Source organism: Moritella sp. Urea-trap-13 (assembly GCF_002836355.1).
GTDB lineage: Bacteria > Pseudomonadota > Gammaproteobacteria > Enterobacterales > Moritellaceae > Moritella.
Window position 1 is genome coordinate 1,378,741 of sequence record NZ_PJCA01000031.1, and the last position, 23,864, is coordinate 1,402,604.

Annotated in this window: 16 protein-coding genes; 8 read left to right on the top strand and 8 right to left on the bottom strand. The window is 42.3% G+C overall.

What is annotated here, in order from left to right; translation table 11 throughout:
* The first annotated feature begins 66 nt into the window (after window positions 1-66).
* A complete protein-coding gene (locus CXF93_RS14205) occupies window positions 67-603 on the top strand; it encodes a porin family protein (protein ID WP_101063133.1) in 537 nt (178 codons plus the stop codon).
* A gap of 122 nt (window positions 604-725) precedes the next feature.
* On the opposite strand, the gene CXF93_RS14210 is transcribed toward CXF93_RS14205, so the two are convergent.
* Both CXF93_RS14210 and CXF93_RS14215 read right to left on the bottom strand, forming a co-directional pair.
* A complete protein-coding gene (locus CXF93_RS14210) occupies window positions 726-3,902 on the bottom strand; it encodes an efflux RND transporter permease subunit (protein WP_101063134.1) in 3,177 nt (1,058 codons plus the stop codon).
* Window positions 3,903-3,948: 46 nt separating this feature from the next.
* Window positions 3,949-5,178, bottom strand: coding sequence for an efflux RND transporter periplasmic adaptor subunit (locus tag CXF93_RS14215; RefSeq protein ID WP_101063135.1), 1,230 nt, complete (start codon window positions 5,176-5,178; stop codon window positions 3,949-3,951).
* Between the two features lie 287 nt (window positions 5,179-5,465).
* Here CXF93_RS14215 and CXF93_RS14220 point away from each other — a divergent pair, with 287 nt between their 5' ends.
* Window positions 5,466-6,086: a TetR/AcrR family transcriptional regulator gene (locus CXF93_RS14220; RefSeq protein WP_101063136.1), complete on the top strand. Its 621-nt coding sequence runs from the start codon at window positions 5,466-5,468 to the stop codon at window positions 6,084-6,086.
* 50 nt (window positions 6,087-6,136) lie between these two features.
* Here CXF93_RS14220 and CXF93_RS14225 read toward each other — a convergent pair whose 3' ends face one another.
* A complete protein-coding gene (locus CXF93_RS14225; RefSeq protein ID WP_101063137.1) occupies window positions 6,137-7,042 on the bottom strand; it encodes a patatin family protein in 906 nt (301 codons plus the stop codon).
* 116 nt (window positions 7,043-7,158) lie between these two features.
* Window positions 7,159-8,541 carry an MATE family efflux transporter gene (locus CXF93_RS14230; protein ID WP_101063138.1) on the bottom strand — a complete coding sequence of 461 codons (1,383 nt, stop codon included), beginning with the start codon at window positions 8,539-8,541 and terminating at the stop codon, window positions 7,159-7,161.
* Window positions 8,542-8,593: 52 nt separating this feature from the next.
* On the opposite strand from CXF93_RS14230, the gene CXF93_RS14235 reads away from it, so the two are divergent.
* Entirely contained in the window at window positions 8,594-9,490 is an 897-nt protein-coding gene (locus CXF93_RS14235; RefSeq protein ID WP_101063139.1) for an AraC family transcriptional regulator, read from the top strand.
* 3 nt (window positions 9,491-9,493) lie between these two features.
* On the opposite strand, the gene CXF93_RS14240 is transcribed toward CXF93_RS14235, so the two are convergent.
* From CXF93_RS14240 to CXF93_RS22375, 4 genes are all read right to left on the bottom strand, one after another.
* A complete protein-coding gene (locus tag CXF93_RS14240) occupies window positions 9,494-10,288 on the bottom strand; it encodes an SDR family oxidoreductase (protein ID WP_101063140.1) in 795 nt (264 codons plus the stop codon).
* 158 nt (window positions 10,289-10,446) lie between these two features.
* Window positions 10,447-11,376: a DUF726 domain-containing protein gene (locus CXF93_RS14245; RefSeq protein WP_101063141.1), complete on the bottom strand. Its 930-nt coding sequence runs from the start codon at window positions 11,374-11,376 to the stop codon at window positions 10,447-10,449.
* Window positions 11,377-11,736: 360 nt separating this feature from the next.
* Window positions 11,737-16,494, bottom strand: coding sequence for a DUF3320 domain-containing protein (locus tag CXF93_RS14250; RefSeq protein ID WP_101063142.1), 4,758 nt, complete (start codon window positions 16,492-16,494; stop codon window positions 11,737-11,739).
* Between the two features lie 124 nt (window positions 16,495-16,618).
* Window positions 16,619-16,747, bottom strand: a complete 129-nt coding sequence (locus CXF93_RS22375) for a hypothetical protein (RefSeq protein WP_255418839.1) — start codon at window positions 16,745-16,747, stop codon at window positions 16,619-16,621.
* 351 nt (window positions 16,748-17,098) lie between these two features.
* Here CXF93_RS22375 and CXF93_RS14255 point away from each other — a divergent pair, with 351 nt between their 5' ends.
* From CXF93_RS14255 to dndC, 5 genes are all read left to right on the top strand, one after another.
* Window positions 17,099-17,695, top strand: coding sequence for a bifunctional 2-polyprenyl-6-hydroxyphenol methylase/3-demethylubiquinol 3-O-methyltransferase UbiG (locus CXF93_RS14255; RefSeq protein ID WP_101063143.1), 597 nt, complete (start codon window positions 17,099-17,101; stop codon window positions 17,693-17,695).
* Window positions 17,695-18,840: an HNH endonuclease domain-containing protein gene (locus CXF93_RS14260; RefSeq protein WP_101063144.1), complete on the top strand. Its 1,146-nt coding sequence runs from the start codon at window positions 17,695-17,697 to the stop codon at window positions 18,838-18,840. The genes CXF93_RS14255 and CXF93_RS14260 overlap by 1 nt, the downstream gene beginning before the upstream one ends.
* 103 nt (window positions 18,841-18,943) lie before the next feature.
* Entirely contained in the window at window positions 18,944-21,010 is a 2,067-nt protein-coding gene (locus CXF93_RS14265; protein ID WP_101063145.1) for a DNA phosphorothioation-associated putative methyltransferase, read from the top strand.
* Between the two features lie 169 nt (window positions 21,011-21,179).
* Window positions 21,180-22,271: a DNA sulfur modification protein DndB gene (gene dndB, locus CXF93_RS14270; protein WP_101063146.1), complete on the top strand. Its 1,092-nt coding sequence runs from the start codon at window positions 21,180-21,182 to the stop codon at window positions 22,269-22,271.
* Window positions 22,271-23,863, top strand: coding sequence for a DNA phosphorothioation system sulfurtransferase DndC (gene dndC / locus CXF93_RS14275; protein ID WP_101063147.1), 1,593 nt, complete (start codon window positions 22,271-22,273; stop codon window positions 23,861-23,863). Before dndB ends, dndC begins: the two co-directional genes overlap by 1 nt.
* Window position 23,864 lies beyond the last annotated feature (1 nt).

Here is a 23,864-nt window from a genome sequence, read left to right on the forward strand (position 1 = left end):
TACACTATACTCAATGACATTGTTAACGGAATAAACTAATTTTCAATGTATGAGGAAGATACTAACATGAATAAATATTCTCGATTTATAGCGAGCATCATTTCAGTCTTGGCGATAACAGCCCCTTCACAAGCTTATGCCGAAGGTTTTTATATTGGTGCCGGCGCCTATCAAGCCAATGCCGAGCAAGGCAGTTTCGATGACGATGATGTGGTACCGGCAGTATTTGCCGGTTACAACCTCATCGATTCGAATATTTTTATGGTTTCTGCTGAATTAGGTTATTACGACCTAGGTGGCTATAGCGGCTCTGTACTGAGCAGCAATTATGATATCGATGCCTCAGCTTTCACACTCGCCGCTGTTGGTTACCTGCCAATAGGGCCATTCTTTGAAATTTATGCCAAAGCGGGCGTAGCATTGACTTCGATTGACATTGAAGTCAATGGGTCGAAAGAAGATGCTGATGGCGAAGAGTTCTTCGGCGGTATCGGGGCCAGTGTTGATATATTAGATACTATTGATATTTATGCTGAGTACTTGATGTTTGATACCGACATTGACACTTCAATTGCTGGTATTGGGGTAAGGTTTGCTTTCTAATACTGATTAAGCCAAAAGGCGATATAGCAACGATATCGCCTTTTGATTTAACTGATTTAAAGCTAAGCTCTAATCCGAGCTTAGTTCTTAACTTCTAACTTCTAACTTCTAACTTCTAACTTCTAACTCTCCACATTAGCATTAGCATTAGCATTAGCATTAGCATTAGCAAGACTATTCTTTTCACCACGTTTGGCTAAAGCATAATAGAATAGCGGCGTTAGAATTAAACCAAAGATAGTGACCCCGATCATACCCGAGAACACTGCCACACCCATCGCTTGACGCATCTCTGAGCCCGCGCCCGTGGACAAGACCATAGGTACAACCCCCATAATAAAGGCAAACGATGTCATCAAGATAGGACGTAAACGTAACCTTGCCGCTTCTAAAATAGCATCCATGGTATTCATGCCTGAATCCTGCTTTTCTTTAGCAAATTCGACAATCAAGATGGCATTTTTAGTGGCCAGACCAACCAATACAATTAAGCCGATTTGCGTGAAGATATTGTTATCACCGCCGTACATGAGTACCCCGCTGATCGCTGACAGTATGGTCATCGGAATAATCAAGATGATCGCCAGTGGTAAACTCAAGCTCTCATATTGCGCCGCTAACACCAAGAATACTAACAAGATAATCAAAGGGAACACCAACATACCGGTATCACCAGCGAGGATCTGCTGATAGGTGATTTCAGTCCACTCGTAGCTCATGCCAATCGGTAACGTCTCATCAAGGATCTTTTCAATCGCCGCTTGTGCTTGACCACTACTGACACCCGCTGCCGGACCACCATTAATCTCGGCGGTCGTGTAGCCGTTATAGCGCATCACTCGATCGGGACCAGATGACTGGGTAATATTAATAAATGAACCCAGCGGCACCATATCGCCGTGTTGATTAGGTACTTTAAGCTGACTAACCTGCTCTGGTGTTTGGCGGAACGCTTCATCTGCTTGCATGGTCACCTGATAAGTGCGCCCAAACAAGTTAAAGTCATTCACATACGTCGAGCCCATGTAGGTTTGCAAGGTTTGAAAGATCTGATCTAATGAAACGCCCTGCTGTTTGGCTTTAGTACGATCAATATCTAAATCAAGTTGCGGTACATTAACCTGATAACTTGAAAATACCCCCGTTAGCTCAGGCGTGGCCCAGGCTTTATATTGCACGGCTTGCGTGGCTTTATATAAGGCTTCATAACCTAAATTGGCTTTGTCCTGAATTTGCAAACGGAAACCGCCAATAGTGCCAAGTCCTTGTACCGGTGGTGGTGGAAAAATGGCAATGAAGGCATCTTCGATTCCGGCAAATTTTTGATTCAGTTGCTGGGCAATGGCATTCGCACTCAAATCAGCCGTGGTTCTATTTTCAAACTCATCCAGCGTCACAAAAACCACACCCGAGTTAGGACTGTTAGTAAAACCGTTAATGCTTAATCCTGGAAACGCCACGGAATGTAATACCCCAGGATGATCGAGGGCAATATCGGACATTCTACGGATCACCGCATCTGTGCGATCTAGCGATGACGCATCGGGTAATTGCGCAAACGCCACCAAATATTGCTTGTCTTGTCCGGGTACATAACCGGTCGGCGTTTGTGAAAACTGTACACCCGTTAATACCACTAAACCGAAATACAAAATACCAATGATGCCACCAAAACGAATGACTTTACGTACCAGCCAGGTATAGCGCATCGAGGCACGATTAAACAAACGGTTAAAGGGCGTAAACAACCAACCACCGAATAACTTATCCATACCACGGGTTAATCTGTCTTTCGGCTCATCTCGGCCTTTTAACAATAACGCCGATAACGCTGGGCTTAATGTCAGTGAGTTAATTGCCGAGATAAAGGTCGAGATAGTGATAGTTAAGGCAAACTGCTTATAGAACTGCCCGGTCAAACCACTCATAAATGCTGTCGGAATAAATACCGCCGCAAGTACTAATGTTGTTGCCACAATCGGCCCGGTCACTTCGCGCATGGCTTTTTGAGTGGCTGCGACAGGATCAAGACCGTCTTCAATATTACGTTCAACGTTTTCGACCACCACAATAGCGTCATCGACGACGATACCTATGGCTAACACCAAGCCAAATAACGACAAGGCGTTTAATGAAAAGCCCATGATATACATGAATGCAAAGGTACCGACTAATGATACAGGTACGGCAACCAAGGGAATAATAGAGGCGCGCCAGGTTTGTAAAAACAACACCACCACTAATACCACCAGCAATATTGCTTCAAACAAGGTTTTCACTACCGCTTCAATCGAACCACGCACAAATACCGTCGGATCATAAACAATTGAATATTCTAACCCATCAGGGAAATTCAACGCTAAACGCGCCATGGTTGAGCGTACATCATCAGATATTTGGATGGCATTAGAACCGGATGCTTGAAATACCCCCATCGCCACGGCTTCTTTATTATCGAGTAATGAACGCAAGGCATAAGTTTGTGCACCGAGTTCAACCCGTGCCACATCTTTTAAGTGGGTGATCTCGCCCTGCTCGCCAACAGCAATGATAATATCTTCAAATTCTTGCTGAGTAGTTAAACGTCCTTTGACATTGATCAGTAATTGGAAATCTGCGCCACTTGGCTGCGCACCTAAGCTGCCCGCTGCCGCTTGTTTATTCTGTTCACGTACCGCTTTAATAATATCCGCAGGCGCGAGTCCCAAAGACGCCACTTTGTTTGGATCGAGCCAAATACGTAAACTGTATTCACCAGCACCAAACAAATTGACTGCGCCAACACCTTCGATACGGGCTAATTCATCTTGTACATTTAACGCCGCATAGTTAGATAAATACAACATGTCATAACGATTATCAGGCGCCGTTAAATGCACCACCATGGTTAAATCGGGTGATGATTTTTCGGTGACAACACCTAAACGTTGTACATCTTCAGGTAGTCGCGGCACGGCGCGATCAACACGGCTCTGCACTTGGCTTTGCGCTTTATCAACATCAGTGCCGATCTCGAATGTGATGGTTAATTTTAACTGGCCATCAGAGGTCGCTTGTGAAGACATATACAGCATGTTTTCCACACCGTTAATCGCTTGTTCTAAAGGTGACGCCACCGTTTCAGCAATCACTTTCGGATTCGCACCCGGATAACTTGTTGATACGACAACCGTTGGCGGCACGACTTCGGGATATTCAGTGATCGGCATTAACCCCACTGATATCGCCCCCGAGATAAAGAACAGCAATGAGATCACCGCTGCAAAAATGGGTCTTTTAATAAAAAACTGAGAAAACATAGTTAACAACCTTGTCTGTTGGACTGACTAGAAAAACGCAAACAACTTATTTCGTTACTTGGGTTATGACTAATTCGCGCGCTTGTTCTAATACCGCTTGCTCGTGGCGCAATGCCGCTAAATTATCTAGCGTTGCCATATCCACCATATTCGGTGTAACGACCATATTAGGACGTACTTTTTGCAATCCATTCACCACTATCTTATCGTCGGCAAATAAACCTTGTTTAACGATGCGCAGGCCTTGGACTTTTTCACCCAAATCAACGCCACGATATTGCAATTTATTATCTGCATCGACAACTAACACAAACTTGTTGTTTAAGTCGGTGCCAATGGCTTTATCATCAACCAAAATACCATCGTAAGTCGCACTACCGGCAATCCGTAAGCGGGTGAATAAGCCCGGTAACAAGTCATTATCGTGATTAGCAAAACGCGCTCTGACTCGGATCGTACCCGTGGTGTGGTTGATCGCATTATCAACAAAATCAATCACCCCAGTATGGGTAAAGTTGTTTTCATTGGCGAGTGCCATAAACACCGGGTTATGGTCTGAACGTTGATCATTACGTTTATGCTGCGCCGTTAATTGCGCATATCTAAGGTACGTTTGCTCATCCACATCGAAATAAGCGTACATATGCGCCGTAGACACTAAACTGGTTAATTCTGTTTTCCCCGCGGTCACATAGTTACCCATAGTGACATTGGCATAAGAAACACGCCCAGCAATAGGCGCTTTAACTTGGGTATAAGCCAGATCGAGCTCGGCACTCATTAACGCCGCTTTAACCGAAGCCACTTCTGCCGTGGTTTGATGCATATTGGCTTGACGGGTATCGATTAACTCTTCTGATACGGCTTTTTTGTTATACAGTTTAAACGCGCGCTGATAATCATTTTTAGCCAACTGCTCAGCGATTTTGGCACTGCTTAATTTCGCTTTTAAGCGCTGTACTTCAGCAGTAAACACATTGGGGTCGATTTGAAATAAAACCGCGCCCTTTTTGACGATACTGCCTTCATCAAAATTCACTGAATTGATGTAACCAGATACCCGCGGGATCAAGGTAACTTGTTCTGGCGCTTCTAAACGGCCAGTAAATTCGTCCCATTCGGTAACAGGTTCGTTTATCACCTTAGCCACACTGACTTTGGGTGCAGGTCGACTTTGAGTTTGGGATTGTGGTGATGTTTCACTATCACATGCGGTTAATACCAGCGCGGTGAAGCTGGTAAGTATAAATGTGCGGAATATAGTGCTTGTTCTCATGTGATGGTGTCCCTTCGTTACAATGTTTTGTAATCAGCAAATCAAGATAATTAGTGTCAGTTGATACCGCGCTTATTGCACCGTATTGAGCTATATTTAATACCGAAAGGTACAAAACGTTACATACCGATCAGTACAAATTATTATGTACCGCTCGGTATGGTATATAATTTTCAACTAGAGTCAATAGTTATCATCTGTAAAGTCACTGGACAGAAGACGACACACTGTCTATCCTATGCGCATAAATGAAGGTATACATAAAGGTAATAGGAGGGCTAAAAAATATGTCTAAAACAAGTCATACAAATTGCGTTGGCCGCCCTAAAGGCTTCGATATTGATGACGTCTTAACAAAGGCATTAGCGGTATTTTGGGCGAAAGGATATGAAGGCACGTCGCTTACTGATTTAACCCAAGCTATGGGGATCAATAAACCAAGCCTGTATTCAACATTTGGCAATAAAGAAGAGTTATTCCTTAAGGTCGTTGATTTATATGAACAAAGACCCTGTGGCTATTTCACTCCAGCATTAGAAGAAGCGACGGGTAAAGCGGTTATTACAGCGATGCTAAATGGCGCGGCAAAAAGTTTATCAGATCGCAGCAACCCGCAAGGCTGCATGATAATTCAAAGTGCGCTAACGGGCAGCGATGCCAGTGAATCAGTCAAACAAGCATTGATTGAACGTCGCTGCAATCACCAAAACGCCCTTAAAATGCGCTTAGAAGCAGCGCAACAACAGGGAGATTTAAGCACTAAATACAGCGCAGAGTCACTTGCTCATTACTTAGCGACTATTATTCAAGGCATGACGATCCAGGCAACAAATGGTATTAGTCCAGCAGAATTGCAGCGTATTGCCGATCTTGCCTTAAGCCACTTTCCCGGATTAGAGCAAGACTAAATTTAAATTTCTTGTTAGATGCCTTGTTAGATAGCTTGTTCGATAACTGTTTAAATAGCTTGGCGGCTGTTAGTCGTCACTGCGGGAGTCGCTAGCCATTGTTGCAGTGCTCCCCAACAAGCTTGCGCTTCAGTCACGCCTTCTTCATAACGCAACTTCACCTTATGCTTGTCTTTCTCTAGTCGCGCAATATCAGACGGTGCTTGCGGGCGAATAACAAACACTTTACCTTGTCGTTCCCACTCCGCGATCTTATCCAAGGCGTTATTATAATTATCATGCCGTGCATGCAGCGCTTGATATAACTTCGGGTATTTATAACAAGCTATACGACAAGCCAAATCCATTTTCATGGCTGATTTTCGGTAACTTTCATGCTGGCTTAAAATAATAACCAAGCGGTCGCACCCCGACTCAAAAGCATGTTCTGCGGGAATGGGGTCCATAATGCCACCATCAAGATAAGGCATATTATTAATCATCATGGGTTTAGAAATAAACGGTAAACTTGAGGTCGCAATAAGGCTGTCTAAAACCTGATCTTGGGTGGTTAATTGCTGAGAAGAAAAGTAATCAGTGTTGCCGGTTTTACAATTAAACGCCCCTATTTCGAATACTTCTTTCATATTGAATAACATATCAAAGTCATACGGCACCAGTTGCTTGGCCATCGCATGAAAAGTAAAGGGCGTGTTAACATAGCTGCCGGTTTTAAGCAGGTGCTTCATGCCCATATAGCGGGGATCATCATGGTATTTAAGCTGAATATTCAGATTACGTTTATGCTGTTTCGACACATACGATGCCGAATAAAGCGCGCCAGCAGAAACCCCTGACACATAAGGGAAGTGAATAGCACAGGTGAGAAAATGATCTAAAACACCCGCGCCAAACATGGCTCTTAACCCACCACCTTCAACGATTAAACCGACTTTATCTAGACTCACATCACTCATTACCGACTCCATTGATGACAACCTGTTGCGAATATACCAGTGCAACACATTATCCTTCCCTCACAACAAAGTCTAATTGTTTCAGCTAACAAGGCATTCATGTCGATGATGTCTCGCTAATGCGCTGCTATGGTGAGGTTATTTAACCAACGACCACTTAAGTAGCGGTGGAAACACAACGACAGTTTTACTATTTCTTCAACCAACAGCAACATGTATACGTGGTTAAAATCCCAATCTAATACCAAAGCAGCAAATGCGGTCAACGGTACGCCAATTATCCACATAGCAATGAGATCCATACGTAAACAAAAGTGATTGTCGCCACCAGCACGTAAAATACCGTTGATAATAATCATGTTAAGCATGCGCAGCCATATCGCGCAGCAAAGTACCATCAGCGCGGGAGAAGCAAGCGGATATAATTCGTCACTACTGAGGTTTAGCCAGGACAAGATCATATCTTTACCCAGTAACAGTAATAACCCGATAGCCAAGCCGAATCCTAACACCGTTTTAATGAAGAATTTCGACATCGTAAAGGCTTCGGTAAATTCATCGCGGCCTAATGCTTGCCCTAACAGCACCGAACACGCCACTGATATACCGAAAAACACCGAATAGCACAAGGATTCAAAGGGTCCGAGCAGGCTAAATACGGCCAATTCGGTGGTGCCCATATGGCCGAAGATCATCTGATAGCTCAGCATACCGATTGCCCATAACACCGCGCTGGCAGTAGACGGGATCGCAATGTATTTGTATGCCGCCCATAATCGGCTTGGATCTGCCTGGGTAGTCGCACTGAGCAACCAATGTTTACGCCAATATAAAAATCCGAACATAAGCACCACCTGCAGCAAGCGGGAAATAGTTGTCGCTAAAGCCGCTCCAGCTACGCCCATGGCCGGTATGCCAAAGCCGCCGTTGATCAACCAGAAGTTCAAGCCAATGTTGACTATGATGGTGAGTCCACTCAGATATAACGGCGTAACAGTATCACCTGAAGAACGCAGCGCCGATTCACATATCATGACCAAATGCGTGAGTAGCAGTACTGGAAAACTATACCAGAGGTAGGTTGACCCTAACTCAATCACCTTAGCATCCGAGGTTTGCAGTAACATGATGTAGCCGGAAAACAGCGTAATAATTAAGGTGACTGGTACTAATATTTTAACACCGCACTGCATTGCCAACAGCGTGATTGTTTTTGCCGCACAGCGATCCTGTTTACCCCAGTATTGCGCGACTAATACCCCATTGGCGGATGCCATACCAGCCATGATCATAATGGCGACAAAATGCCATTTTGAGGCGGTTCCCACTGCCGCGGTAGATTCGATACCAAAATCACTGACCATTAATACATCGGCTAACGCGAGTATTGCCACCAATGCACTTTGGATAGCAACCGGGAATCCCAGCTTAAACATCTTAGATAGCATGCCGTCAGGTATGGCATTAGCACTTAAATTGGTGTAGTTTTTAACAGTCATTGGTCTTCCTTATTTTGAAAGGCCACTATAGGGAAAAAGGATTGAAAAGAAAATGTGCGAAAATAGACAAAACCTGTGCGAATCCGTCATTAGCACCATGCAACCTAAATCACAGTGGCATGACGAGGTCTATTTAGCCGATGCCTGTAAAGAGCGTTTTCTGACTACCTCTGACATTCCCGAGTTGAGTCAGGAAGACATTTTTATGGCGGGTATGGCAGAGCTGGCCGACGGTTATCATGTCGAGCGGTATGGCGTTGCGGTTCACACCTTGGTTTTCACCTTAGCAGGCAGCGGTATTTTAACCACGGCAGATCGGGTGGAATTAATCGAACCTTATACCTTGCTGGTGATACCTGCGCATACCCCCTTTCGGTTTGAGCTGAACAGGGTCGATAACTATTGGAAGATGGTATGGCTATTACCTCAACCTACCGCTAAGTGGCAGCATTTCGCGGCGTTGGGGCAAACAATCTTACCTTATACTCAATGTGAACAAATATGGTCGTTGCTGAATTTGATCCATTGCGAAATTAATGGCCGCACTACTTTTCGACGTTTGTTGGTCAGCGAATTAAACCTGATATTGACGGGTGTGGAATCTAAATTGACCCGCTCTGCGTCTCGTGTGCATAGCGTATTTAATGAAGTTGAAAGTCAGCTGCATTTACCGTGGACAGTGAAAGAGATGGCTGCACGCTGCTTTATTAGTGAGGAACAGCTGAATCGGATCAGCAAAAATCTATACAGCATGTCACCCAGAACTCGGCTGATCTATTTACGTATGGAGAAAGCGGCTGATTTACTGCAATATCGGGAGTGGACAATTTCGATGATAGCTCAGCGCTTGGGTTATAAAGATCCGTACAACTTTACCCACCGTTTCAGAAAATACTTTGGCTGCTCACCGAGTCGTTATCGGAAGGCATTAGCGGAAAATACACCATAATACTTAATGTCGATTGCGTATCGCGCGATCGGCAATACGATCTATTAAACCGGGCACTAATAATTTAAGCCAGCGCCCTAACCGCCCCCGTAACGAGGTGATAAGTAACCGTTGCCGACCACTAATAGCATCAAGGCATAATGCCGCGCACTGTTCTGCTGTCATTAATTTACTTTCATTCATTGGCGTTTCACCCAAGGCCTTACCATCAGTACCAATTGCGCGTTTGTGCGTTTCGGTGACCACAAAATCGGGACAAATAACCGTCACATCAACGCCATCATCTTTTAACTCAATGCGTAATGAATCAAAGAATCCTACGACAGCGTGTTTTGATGCCGAATAACCAGTACGGTAAGGTACTCCGGTTAATCCTGCTAACGACGCAACTGTCGCGATACTGCCTTTACTTGCTTTTAGGGCGGGTAACGCGGCATGGGAAAGATAAACAGCGCCAAGATAGTTCACTTGCAGCATACGCTCGAATATGGCTAAATCTTGCATCTCATCGAATCGGCCCCACATGGTTATCCCGGCATTGTTCACCACAATATCTAGACATTGATAGCGCTCCAACGTGGCCGCGACCAAAGCTTTACACTGTTGCTGATCACTGACATCACACGGGTAGATACTTACCTCTCCAGTTAATTCATCAGCTAACGCTTGCAAGCGATCTTGATTACGCGCGGCTAACATTAATTTAGCGCCCGCTTGAGAGAGTTTGATTGCCAGTGCGCGGCCAATACCTTCTGACGCGCCTGTAACTATAATGGTTTTTCCGTGAATGCCGTCCATGGGTTCTCGCTATTTAGTAGTGTAGTTTTGTGGTTTGATATTTTACTTTACGGTATAGGATGGGGGCATGGTAGTTTTAAATATGCGTTATGAATTGTTAAACGTTAATGGAGCCAATACTATCTACCGACAGTATCTACCAACAATATCTGTCACTGCTATCTACCAACAGTATTTGCCAATATTTTTCCCATTCTTTCATTTTTAAAGTGCATATGCCCAGATGAAAACGCGGATACATCCAGATTGATGACTTGCTGAGTATCATGGTGTTCTATTTCGGTAAGCCCGACTGGGGTATGAGCAAATATGGTCCCAGCCCCATTAGCACTTTTCAATACGTCATCATTATCGCTGTAGCAATTAATAATACGCAGTGCAGTGTGTTTACGTAATATAGGCAGCCACTGTGCCGATTCTGCAGACACTGCACCCGCCAACAAGTAACACACAGATACTTTATTGGCATCTAGGTTTTTCAACGCCTGGCAAGCAACCTTGGCACCTAATGAATAACCCATTAAGATAGCACCATGTAAACGTTCGTCATCTTCAATTGCTTTGGCTAAATCACGCCCAGCATGTAATGTTTCATTAAACGATTTATGCCAATGCCCGACAAGCTTATCTGCGACTAAGCCACCAATCAAAGCAGCAATACCCGCAGGGCTCATATCGCTTGCGACCTTGGCGGCTGCTAACCATTTATCAGCCGCTTTATCATCGTTTACATCAGCGGTAGTCATATCTTGATTAAGACTATCTTCATTAACTGTATCGCCATTACACGCTATATCAATAATATCACCCGCGTTCCAACGTACATGGACAACTTTGTTTTGAGGAAACAGTTCATCAACCACACTTAGCCAATCAGATACCTCTTCACCCTCTTCGGAAAGATAACCATTGATGACAAGAATGCAGGGAGACAAGCCTTCCCTCACTGTTGCTAATGTGATGGATGCTGACTCTCTGGCGATAAACTCAGGGTCGCCGTGTTGAGTTAAAAGTGCTTTTAGTTGCTCACGCACTTGGTTTGCTTCTGCATCTTCAGGGGCGTTAAATGAATCAAATAGACTTGTCACTAAAAATATCCTAATCAGAATCTTAAATGCATTAATGAATAGTTAAATTCAACAGGTACGAACTCATCAACTATTAACTTTAATGTCGCTCACAAGGGAGTAATCGCAACTGAACTATCACACAAGAGTATATGCTTAGTGATGACCTTCATGTTTTAAATACCAGCTGTCATTATAGTGGTTATTGTTAGGCTTATTAGCCTATTCATACGATAGGCTTAGAATTGTATGAATAGATAAAGGCAAGAAGATAAAATAGTACTCTAGTTATAAAAACAGCCTCGATGTGAAGCTGTTTTATTACGGTTAACCTAATGATGACAGATTAGTCATTCATACTAGCTGTTAATCATGAATCACCTATGCTTCCAGACTCAATACATCACCACGTGAACTAAGCACATTGTCTTGCACCATTTCATCAACCAGCTGGGTTAAGCGTTGTTTCATTTGCGCACTTAAGTTGCCAAAGCCAAGTAAATCAATTGCTGATGCCATGGTATCTTGCGCTAATATCGAATAAGCCCCTTCAACAACAGTACGGATTGCCGCTTTAATTTCATCATCATGGATCAGGTCTAACTTACGCTCACTATTGGGTAACTCGCCACGGTGACGCACGGTAAACGTAAGCAAATTACTTGCCGTCTGCTTACTATGTGTGCTCGATAATAGGTAATCACCGTCTAAGCTAACCTCTCCTCTACCTACCAGCATTTGTGTGGCAGCAAGGATAGAACGATTGATTTTAGCCCCCGAACGCGTCGAACCGACAGCGGAAAGTAAACGCTGACCCACTTGCTTAATGTGAATAGGTGACTCAACATTAACAATACTCGCAATATCTTGTGCCAATACACTCGTCGATACTTCAGGGATAGTATGGTTTACCGTTAAATTAAGCGTCGTTAACGCACAACAAGTATAATTCACCTGATGATTGGTACGCTCAACAGCAACACGTTCAATCGCCGCTTTCTCAACAACATTACTGTGATTAACCACAATCGCCGAGTCGGCAGGCTGTGCGTCTAATGCTTGATAAAAGGCAATTGATGCTTTAATACAATCATCTAATCGCTGTGTTTCTTTGTGCGCATTACGGAACCAATCAGTGCTCCAAATACGATGAAAGCGCCACCCTAGCCCTTCTAATACATTTTGACGGATACGATCACGGTCGCGGGCACTGCGAGAGCTGTGATACGTCGCGCCATCACATTCCACCGCCAGCATATAACGGCCCGGATTATTCGGATCGCGTACTGCAATATCAATATAGAAACCAGCACAACCGACTTGCGGTTCGACTTTGTAACCCAATTGCTGGATCGCATAGATAACTTCTTCTTCAAACGGTGAATCAGGGGCTTTACCCGTTTCTTCTTGTTTCACTAATACGCCTGTTTCTGCATACTGTAAGAAGTGTTTTAACGCGCGTACGCCAAACGGTGACGCATCACTGGTGCCCATATCTGTCGCCGTGAAGTTAGCAAATACTTCCATCGCCATACGTGCACGTGATATCAATACGTTTAAGCGACGCTCACCACCATCACGATTAAGTGGCCCAAAGCTCAATCCTAAACGCCCTTCTGCGGTACGCCCATAACCAATACTAATGAAAATAGTATCACGCTCATCACCCTGTACATTCTCTAGGTTTTTCACAAAGAAATGTTCGCCATCGTCACGATTAGCAAAGAAGTGCTCTAGCTCAGGTTGTTCTTTACGCAAGCGTTCAACTTCAAACAAGATCGCATTACTTTGCGCGATACTAAAGGCAACCACACCCAAGGTCATACTGGGTTTAGTTTGCGCGTGCAACATAACCGCTTTTGCCACAGTCTGCGCTTCAACTAAGTTAGTACGCGAATTGCCTTTGTCATAACTACTTGACGGATCATGATTAAACGACAGACCTTTCGCCATAGGATTAATACCCGGCGATGGGAATATCAGTAACTGATTGTTATAAAATTCTTGGTTTGATACGGCAATCAATGACTCGTGACGACTACGGTAATGCCATTTCAGCATACGCTCTGGTGTACCAGCGGATAAGAACATGCCGAGGATACTTTCCATATCTGCCGTAACACTGTTTTCAGCTTCCTCGTCATCAATCTCTAGTTGCTTACCAAAGAAGTCAGTCGGTGGCATCTGTTTAGTATCACCCACTACAATCACTTGTTTGGCGCGTAATATTGCACCAAGAGCATCGGCGACTTTCACTTGTGATGCTTCATCGAACACCACTAGATCAAACTCGACAACACCAGGTTGTAAATACGTCGCAACAGACATAGGGCTCATCATAAACACAGGTTTAATCTGCTGCACTGCTCTGCCCGCTTGAATAAGCAAACGACGTAACGGTAATTGTCGACGCTTTTTATTAAACTCACGGCGCAATATTTCTACTTCACCTTTCGCGGTTGCATCCGGTTGATTGTCAAATAAACGACGTACTAAGGCTTCTTGTGAAAATGTGAACAGCTGGCTATCAACCAGTTTATATTCTTCGATAACCTTTTCATGGGCAACGCGATCAAAATAACGGATCTCGTCAATATTGCTATACGCATAGTTAATCAATTCACGGTAATAGCTCAGCTCAAATTGCTGCTTCAGTAACATAGGTTCATGCTGCCAACCCGCAGCACTTAATGCCCAATCTTCCAGTTCAAGACCCAGACATTCTGCCTTCAAACGATTAAAACGAGTCAGTGCATAGACGTCATCTAAATCAATCGTCCACGCATGTGTATCATCAGCTACCATTTGATCAATCAAGGTTAACTGCAAACGTGTAATCAATAACGGTGACTCAATGTGTAATTGTGTCGCTAACTCATTCAACAGCGCTGTTATATCGGTTTGTAATTGGGTTATCCGCACAACAAATGCTTGGTCAAACTCAGCAGGCAATGGCTGGGTGACATACGACTCCCACACATCACTTCCATCTTGTGCTTGTTCTTGTTGTTTCGCTGGTATTGATAAATAACACTGCTGTAACCACAATGCTGCGGTCTGTACATGCTGCCAGTCCGTTTGACTACCTTGCCAATCACTCCCAACACTTGTTACCAATAAGGTGTTTTGTTCATTAAAACGCTGACAAGCACTTTTATAAGCCAGCAAGGCATCCACTTGGCTCAACCAATCAGTCGCATTGCCTTGTAAGCCCTGTTTCATCATGCCAGCCAAACTTGCTTTGGCACTGCGGTAATTACCTGAGCAGAATCGCCACCATTTACTGCCGTAGTTAACCAATCCTGAACGTACAGATAACCAATCAAAATCAAACGCAGCATCAATGAAGGTTTCTGCCAGTATTTGCTTTTGTTTATCTAGCTCGATGCCTTGGGTAATAAGTTCAACAAGCTTATCACCGTGTTTTAACCATAACGCTTTGCTGCAATCGATATCACCGAAGTCAGGCTTTTCAATCATCGTAATTGTCTGGGCGATAACAGCATAACAATCGGCTAATACTTCGGGTGTCGTTAGAGAAAGCATCGAGGTAATTTGCAGTGTTTCAGCGATTAACTTGTCAGTCTCTGCAATCGCTTTGATTAAAGTGCTGTTTACTTGTTTTTGTAATACCGGAGAAAAATCATCAAGGCTAGTCGTACTAAAGCAATTATTGTTTGGCGCTTGGTGTTCGTCTAAATGGGTGACTAATTCTTGGATCTTGCCTAACGCTTGATTGTATTCGCGTGCGTTCCATTGCGTCGCCATTGGCAGCGGTTGCGCATCAATACCCAAGGTCAGACGTTCGAACTTTAATGACTCACCCAGTGCGGTTACATAAGATTTATCACTGCCTAGTATTGAGGTGTTGGCTGCTTCGCAGTATTGATCCAACTTGGCACGTAGTTCGGTGAGTTTGTGGATATCCTCGTGACGTGATGGGCTTAATGGCTCATCTTGTAACAAGCTTGATTCTAACGCGGCTAATACTGATTTCTTATTGGCTTTATGACTGTGTAATTCCAGTACCGCATCACCAAGATGGCAGTTATCTAATCGACGTTTTACGACCTCTAACGCCGCCATTTTTTCGGCAACGAACAGTACTTTTTTATTATCTGCCAACGCCTGCGAGATAATGTTAGTAATGGTTTGCGATTTACCCGTGCCGGGTGGTCCTTGGATCACTAAGTTACTGCCCGCTTTCGCTGCAAGCACAGCTTCTGTTTGACTGGAATCAGAATCAAGCACCAGATGTAACTTCTCAACCGTGTTTACATCCATATCAGCGCCAGCAAGTTCGGTACGGTCAACTTCAAAACCGTCACCGAACAACTTTGATATTACGCTGTGTTGATGGGGCTTTTTACCTTCTGGCCACGCATCATCAGACAGGTCTTGGTACATCTGGAATTTACCAAATGAAAAGAAGCCCATTGCGATCTTATTCGGTTCCAGCGCCCATCTTGGTTCTGTTTTGATGGCTTGGCTGACTTGTTCAAAATAGCCTTCTAAAGTAAATTCTTCATCCACTTCAAATGTAGGTAGTATGATGCCGAACTCTGATTTTAGCTTGGCAGCTAAGGTTAAGTTTGGCCCGAGCTCTGCATCAGTAAAGTTGATTTTGAATGATTCACCCGCAGCATTACGCGTCATTTCAACAGGGATAAGGACTAATGGCGCATAACGCGGTTTATCTGAAACATCACTTTCATGCCATTTGATAAAACCAGTGGCAAGGTAAAGCAGGTCAACACCTTGTTCTTGAATAAAGGTCAGTGCATCGGCATTCAAACGGATCAATTGTTGCTCTAACTGTCTTGTGGTCAGCTGCGTTTGTAATGATGCATCAAGGTGGCGATCGCCCCCTTTGCTTTCTTCTAAATGGGTTTGCAGCGCTTTTAATGTCAAGCCGGTGCTGTCGTCTGCATCTTCGTCATCCAAGTCTGAAGGGATTGGCAAAAAGTTCATTGCCTTCTTTTTCTCAACTAATAAATCGAATACTTGCGTTGATTTTTCATCGACAATGTCTAAGGTTTTCGCTGATTTATTAAAACTGAGTAAAGTATTACCCCGTAATCCCATATCAAGCAGCTCTTTACTGCTTTGCTGAAACTGCGCTTGGATGTCTTTTTGCATTAATGATGCTCTTTGTTAAGTTATGGCTGGGTAATTGGTCGCGTATTCTGAACGAACAATGTCGATATGGTATTGATGTAATCGACATTGAACATAGTTATAACTAGTAATTATAGATGGATAACTAGTCTTCGGTTAACAGGTAACCACAACCCAAGCAATTCGCCATTAAATTCGGTGGCATGCAAATAATTAAGCCACATTTAGGACATAGATCGCCTTGATTTAGGCTAGTGATTGATTTGATGTTCATGTGTTTCCCCATGTGAAATAAGCATGACTGATTAATCGGCTAACTTTAGAGCATACGATATTATTCATGGCTGGCTATTTCGTTTATAAAATAAATGGTTAAGAAGATATATTTAGACCATTTTTTATCAAAAATACCAATCGAAGTTACCCATTTATATCATTCTGAAACAAAACGATTCTACTAACTTCATCATATAGAGATTCAACCAAGGATATTCTCACAGAAGTACTGAAATACTTATGTCCGCAAGCGTACATTTGGTATTCAATAAAATGAATTAAACAACGCCAATAAAATAAAGTGTTATCATCTCTTACCGCTATAAAATCAATGAAGGTTTACGCTGTCATGGTCAATAACACCAACTCAATCTCGTTTTACAACAACAATGCAGATGAGTTTATACGCAGCACAATTGCCGTTGATATGATCAGTTTATATCAGAAGTTCCTGCCGCTATTACCTGTGAATGCACATATTCTAGATGCTGGTTGTGGTTCAGGTCGTGATAGTAAGCACTTCATTAATAATGGTTTTAGTGTGACTGCAATGGACGCTAGTAAAGCATTAGCAGAGTCCGCAGCGGCTTTGATTGGCCAACCAGTACACGAATGTTTATTTCAAGATTTTCAAATCGAAAAACAGTTTGACGCTATTTGGGCTTGTGCTTCGTTATTACATGTTCCTAGTGCCGACTTACCCGCAGTATTCACTCACTTAGCCTCACAACTAAAACCACAGGGCGTTTTCTATTGCTCATTCAAATACGGTAATGATGATGTCGAACGCGGTGGTCGTTATTTTACCAATGCAAATGAAACTCGGCTAAACACATTTATTGCAGATACAAACTTAACAGTGAAAGATAACTGGCTAACAGGGGATTTAAGACCTGGGCGTGAGAGTGAATGTTGGATTAACGTAATACTACAAAAGAACTCATAATGGCTACACTACCTCATGCGAATGACATTAATGTGGCTGCATTTAGTCAGCTATTTGCAAGTACAACTAACTCTTATAAGCTGATATTCTTTAAAGCTATTCTGAATAAATTGAAAGAATCTAACTTAGCTATTAATCACAATGAGATGGTTACTTTTACCTTTAATGATTTAGCTGAAGAAATGGTAGCTTTGTGTTGGTATCCACAACAGTTTTTTCATCTCTCGTTTGGTATTCAAGACCAAACTAACGCCGTGCTTGATAAGTTAGTCTTTGACCCAAACAAAATTGTTGTTACCAATCCAAATACATATAAAGAATTACGTAAAGCGATCAAACAACAGTTCAATGATATCAATGCAATTGAATTACTAACATATGTGCCTTATCGACTACTTAGTCCCTTTTTTTCTGCTGAACTACGCGGACAAAAAGATGCCGTTAAAAACTCGTTAACTGCGCAATTAGCCGATACACATTTTGATTCCGTAAAACCGCTTTACAAAATTTCAACGATTAAAAATAACAAGTTCATATCTATACATCCAGATTGGTTGCAATACATCTATTCCAATCTAGCTATCGTCGAATACTGGTGTGATTTTTCATTGGTGCTGTATTTACAAAAGCGTAATCCGAATACACCGGCCATCTCATCTAAGATCCAGCCACCGCTAAAACGGATCTCACTATCAAAGCAACAGAAAAGCTGGCAAATAGCATTATCTAACAAGCCGACATATTGCATTTATACCGGTGATAAATTTAGTGCAACTGACAAAACAGTTTATGCATTAGACCATTATATGCCTTGGTCATTAGTGGCACACGATCAACTTTGGAACCTTATTCCAGTGACGAGTAGTGCTAATTCATCAAAAAGTAATCATATCCCACATCACTATTATATAGATAAGATGATCGAGCAACAATTCCATTTAGTGACTCAAACTAAACTCGTATTCTCATCATTACAGTGGCAAAAAAGTATGGTTGATCACGCTACAGATTTACGCTTATCTTTCGATGAACTGCAAAACCCAAACAGCTTTGAACGAGCATTGCACAGCACACTAACAAGCTTAACTGCAACAGGCACACAAATGGGGTTTGGAGCTAATTGGTTATACAACCGTAGAGAGTAACAACATAACCAGAGGCTCAACAAAGTTAGCTAAATCGAACTAAAATGCATTATTATAAAATCTACCTATTCTTCAGTTTTACTGTTATAGAGGGCTTCTAATAATGAACTTCATCCAATACCGCGAGCTAATAAAGTCTGTTAAACAAGGTAAAAAGCTACCTACTGCAATTTACTTACACGCCTCAGCAATAGATGAAGTTCTGCCCGACGTACTGCTGCAGTTTATTCGTCAGGTAATATCAACGCTCAAACTCACGGTCGATTGGAACCTAATCAAGCTTTACAAGCGTGATTTCAAAGTTACTCTGCTCCACTATCCTGATTTTAATGATTACGCTTATCCCCCACTCGTACAAAGCACGACTATCGACTTAACTGAATTAACCTATCGCACCGCTAATTACAGTAAATCTGAAAACCCACCGATATTGCATCGTAAAGAAACCTTTGTTTTAGAACATCATCCAGAAATAGACACATACCGAGCAGTCACCGCAGAAGGTGAAGGTATTGGGCTGTATGAAAACACCAAGACCATAGGCTTTAAGCATCAGTGGCAACGATTGATTAAACGTAAAGGATATCAGCTTGATGAATTAGGACGATTACAGCCTTTAGCGCAATTAACCGATACTTCTAGTACTGATAGTCCCACAGCAACAGCTGATTCGTCCGTCGTAATTCAGCGTCATCGAACAGCCATTAACAGAGATAAACTATCCGCTCCATTTCAGAAATTAGCCCAGCATGATTATTTAAACGGCAATTACAGCGTATTTGATTACGGCTGTGGCAAGGGTGATGACGCGCGTGAATTAGAAGCACATGGGCTTGATATTAATAGCTGGGACCCTGTGCATAATCCAGAAGGGAAACTCACAGCCAGTGACATCGTTAATCTTGGTTTTGTACTAAACGTCATTGAAGATCAAAGTGAACGTCAGCAAACGTTAATTAAAGCATGGCAACATGCCAACCGTATTTTAATGGTATCGGTGATGGTTTGTGGCGATGCCAGAATCAGTCAATTTAAACGTTACAAAGACGGGGTTATTACCCAACGTGATACGTTTCAGAAATACTATGCTCAAGCAGAGATACGTTCTTACATAGAACAAGTACTAAAGACCAATGCAGTGGCAATGGGACAAGGTATATTTGCCGTATTTAAAGATAAAGATTTAGAAGAAGAGTTTTACCTAAACCGCCAATATCAAAAGCGCACATGGCAACAACAAACTACACGACCAATAGCAAAACCACAAAGCCAAGCCGTTAAGAAGACTTTATACGAAAAGCATATCGATCTATTTAATGATTTTTGGCAGCAATGCTTATTTCTGGGCCGCCTCCCCGCCAATGATGAGTTTGAACTCAGTGATAACATCAGAGCTGTTACAGGCAGTCATAAGAAAGCTTTTGAATTATTACAGAGCAGCGTTGAACAAACCGAATTTGAATTAGCACAACAGCAACGACGTGATGACGTATTGGTTTACTTTGCGTTAAGTCTATTTGAAAAACGAAAAGCCAAAGCACACATACCTGCCAGGTTACAGCGAGACATTAAAGTGCTCTTTGACTCTTATACTAGCTGTATTGATGCAGCAAAAGCACTGTTATTCTCAGTCGGTAAACCCAGTAATATTGCAGCCGTTTGTGAGCAAGGCTATGCACAATTCGAATGTGGCCAGTTAGTGCAAAGCCACTCTTATATTTTTGATAAGCAACTGCTAAACAGCATGCCGCCAGTACTGCGTGTTTATATTGGTTGTGCCATTCAGCTGTATGGCGACTTAGATAATATCGATTTACTCAAAGCCCATATTCGTTCAGGTAAAGTAACCCTACTTCGCTATGATGACTTTGAAAATAAAGCCCTGCCACTACTCTGCGAACGCACCAAGATCCGCTTGCTGGATTTGGACATAGACTTCTTCACCTATGGAGATGAATTCCCCTTACAACCGCTTTATGATAAATCCGTTTACCTACAATCAGATTCACCGCAGTTGAAACCTCAGATATCCTTTGAAAAACGCCTTATGAAACAGTTAGAGGGCATACCAAAAGAACAATTCCCAGACTGGGATATGTTGCAAAAAGTATTTCAATATCGAGGAGTGAAGCTAAAAGGGAATAAATTCCACATAAACAAAACACTGTAAATAAAAACAGGTAATTATCTATTATATGTAGTAAAGTGTGTTAAATAACACCAACAACAAATAGTAACGTAATATTTTTACGTTACTAACGCTTGCGTATTACGTTAGTAATGTTTGCAGATTACGTTACGTGCGTTATAATTAGTTTTTTATCACGTAGGACGTAATTATGAGTAGCACTCAAGATTCTGGCTATTGTTTTTCATTTCCAGCAGTTCGTGGCACACAAGCAGGTCGACCTTTTTATATTGCCACTTGCCCGCTTCGTACAATTCCTAAAATTTTCGTCTTCGATGAAGAAGAAGTGCCACCGGAATTACGAGCACAACGTTCTCTCAATAAATCCCGTATTCCTGCGATGGTTAAATACCTTGTAGAAAATCCAAACGACTACGTATTTTCAGCATTAACCGTTTCAGTTGATTCAACCGTTACCTTTATCGAAAGTGATGCAGACAGCATTCCAAATTTAGGTACGTTAAAAGTACCATTAGATGCACAAATTCTAATAAATGATGGTCAACATCGCCGAAAAGCTATCGAAGAAGCGTTAAAAGAAAATCCAGATCTAGGTCACGATAATATTCCAGTGCTATTTTTTGTTGATGAAGGCTTAGTTCGTAGCCAACAAATGTTCGTGGATTTAAACAAATATGCCGTAAAACCGAGTACATCATTAGCAGATTGTTATGATACTCGCGACCATGGTGCTATAATCGCCCGCTTTTTATCCTCAAACGTAGAACCATTCAAAGGCTTTACGGAAATGGAAAAATCAAATATTAGCTCATCAAGTAATAAGTTGTTTACGTTAAGTAGTTTAAAGCAAGCAACTAGAGCACTCATGGGCAAAGGCCCTAAAGAAGAATACACAGAAACAGAACAAGCGATAGCAGCAGAATTTTGGAAGTCAGTATTTAATAATACTCCCGAGTGGAAAATGGTTTGTGATAAGAAGTTAACGCCATCACAATTTCGTTTAGACTATATTCATGCGCATGGCATTGGATTACAAGCCATTGGTTTAATGGGTAATTCACTACTAACACAACAGCCATCCACATGGAAAGAAACATTCAGAAAATTGAATGATATCGATTGGCGAAAAGTAAATACCGATTTAGCAAAACGTTGCATTAACCAACAAGGTCGTTTATCTAAAGCAACGATTAATATTCAGTTAGTTTCAAATTATATTAAAATCGCCCTAGAGTTACCACTAACTCCAGAAGAGCGAGCATTAGAATTACAGGTAAAATAATGAGTGAATTGCAGCAAGTATACGACCTAGAAGATTACGAAGATTTTATTAATAAAGAAATCTTCTCCGGTAAACCCCTAGCTGAGTACGTAGCTGAAGTTCAGCGTATTTATATGGGTGACAAACGACCTTGGGTGATCGGTTATTCAGGCGGTAAAGATTCAACAGCGGTAGTGACATTAGTCCATCTTGCGCTAATGGGTTTAGAACCAAAAGACAGACACAAACCTGTTTTTGTCGTGTCTTCAGATACTCTTGTTGAAACGCCTGTGGTTGTTGATCACATCACTCGTTCATTAGAGTTAATTGGTAAAAGCGCAAAGCTAAACAATTTACCAATTACCAGTCACAAGGTTGTACCTCAAGCAACAGAATCGTTCTGGGCTTGCCTATTAGGTAAAGGCTATCCAGCACCAACAAAGAGTTTCCGTTGGTGTACGGAGCGTATGAAAATTGATCCTGTAAGCTCATTCATTAAAGAAAAAGTATCTCAATACGACGAAGTGATCGTATTGCTTGGTTCACGTTCTGACGAAAGTGCTTCACGTGCCCAGGTTATCGCTAAACATAAGATTGATGGTACGCGTCTAGCTCGCCACACCACATTAGCAAATGCGTTTATCTACACCCCGATTGATAATTGGGATGTGAATGATGTTTGGAACATTATTCGTGGTGCGTTTAGATATGCAAAAGATGATATTGAAGAGTGGGAAAACCCTTGGGGTGGTAACAACCGCCCTCTTTGGACCCTATACATGGACTCTTCAGATCAAGGCGAATGCCCACTAGTTATCGATGACAGTACCCCATCTTGTGGTAACTCACGTTTTGGTTGCTGGACTTGTACTGTTGTAAGCAAAGACAGAGCAATGGAAAGTCTGATCAAAAATGGTGAAGAGTGGATGAAACCACTTCTAACATTCCGCGATAAATTAGCGTTTACTTCTATCCCTGAGAATAAAGATCAGTTCCGAAATTACAAACGTCGAATTGGTAAAGTTAATTTCCAACGCGCTAAAGATGGTCAAGAGATCAGTGAAGAACGAGCACATGTACCAGGTCCTTATTGGTTAAGATACCGTAAGGAATGGCTAAAAGAATTACTCGTTCAAGAAAAGCAATTCAATGAAGACGGTCATATCATTGAGCTGATTACTGAACCTGAATTGCATGCAATTCGTCAAGAATGGCTGAACGATCCAAACGAACCAGATTGGAACGATTCATTACCGCAAATATACCGCGATGTTTATGGAAAGGATCTTGATTGGGTTATTAATGATAACTCAACATTTGATAATCAAGGCGCACAGATCTTAGCTCAGCTAAGTAAAGAACATGACATTGTGCCTGAGATGGTAATGAAACTACTCGACCTTGAAATATCAATGGAAGGTCTGAGCCGTCGTACTGGTGTACAAAACAAAATCGGCACCATCTTAAAACAAGATTGGGGCACGTTAGAACAAATTAAAGAGAAACAAGAAGGCATGCAATCAAAAGCCGCATACGATGTTTTCCAAGAAGAAATTGAAACACTTGATCGCAAGTTAGCTGAAATTGATACATTAATGGGTAAGGAATTTTAAG

Bases quoted from the DNA above. Each gene is read 5' to 3' on its own strand.
- CXF93_RS14205 (WP_101063133.1), top strand. From the start codon at position 67: ATGAATAAATATTCTCGATTTATAGCGAGCATCATTTCAGTCTTGGCG.
- CXF93_RS14210 (WP_101063134.1), bottom strand. From the start codon at position 3,902: ATGTTTTCTCAGTTTTTTATTAAAAGACCCATTTTTGCAGCGGTGATC.
- CXF93_RS14215 (WP_101063135.1), bottom strand. From the start codon at position 5,178: ATGAGAACAAGCACTATATTCCGCACATTTATACTTACCAGCTTCACC.
- CXF93_RS14220 (WP_101063136.1), top strand. From the start codon at position 5,466: ATGTCTAAAACAAGTCATACAAATTGCGTTGGCCGCCCTAAAGGCTTC.
- CXF93_RS14225 (WP_101063137.1), bottom strand. From the start codon at position 7,042: ATGAGTGATGTGAGTCTAGATAAAGTCGGTTTAATCGTTGAAGGTGGT.
- CXF93_RS14230 (WP_101063138.1), bottom strand. From the start codon at position 8,541: ATGACTGTTAAAAACTACACCAATTTAAGTGCTAATGCCATACCTGAC.
- CXF93_RS14235 (WP_101063139.1), top strand. From the start codon at position 8,594: ATGTGCGAAAATAGACAAAACCTGTGCGAATCCGTCATTAGCACCATG.
- CXF93_RS14240 (WP_101063140.1), bottom strand. From the start codon at position 10,288: ATGGACGGCATTCACGGAAAAACCATTATAGTTACAGGCGCGTCAGAA.
- CXF93_RS14250 (WP_101063142.1), bottom strand. From the start codon at position 16,494: ATGCAAAAAGACATCCAAGCGCAGTTTCAGCAAAGCAGTAAAGAGCTG.
- CXF93_RS22375 (WP_255418839.1), bottom strand. From the start codon at position 16,747: ATGAACATCAAATCAATCACTAGCCTAAATCAAGGCGATCTATGTCCT.
- CXF93_RS14255 (WP_101063143.1), top strand. From the start codon at position 17,099: ATGGTCAATAACACCAACTCAATCTCGTTTTACAACAACAATGCAGAT.
- CXF93_RS14260 (WP_101063144.1), top strand. From the start codon at position 17,695: ATGGCTACACTACCTCATGCGAATGACATTAATGTGGCTGCATTTAGT.
- CXF93_RS14265 (WP_101063145.1), top strand. From the start codon at position 18,944: ATGAACTTCATCCAATACCGCGAGCTAATAAAGTCTGTTAAACAAGGT.
- dndB (WP_101063146.1), top strand. From the start codon at position 21,180: ATGAGTAGCACTCAAGATTCTGGCTATTGTTTTTCATTTCCAGCAGTT.
- dndC (WP_101063147.1), top strand. From the start codon at position 22,271: ATGAGTGAATTGCAGCAAGTATACGACCTAGAAGATTACGAAGATTTT.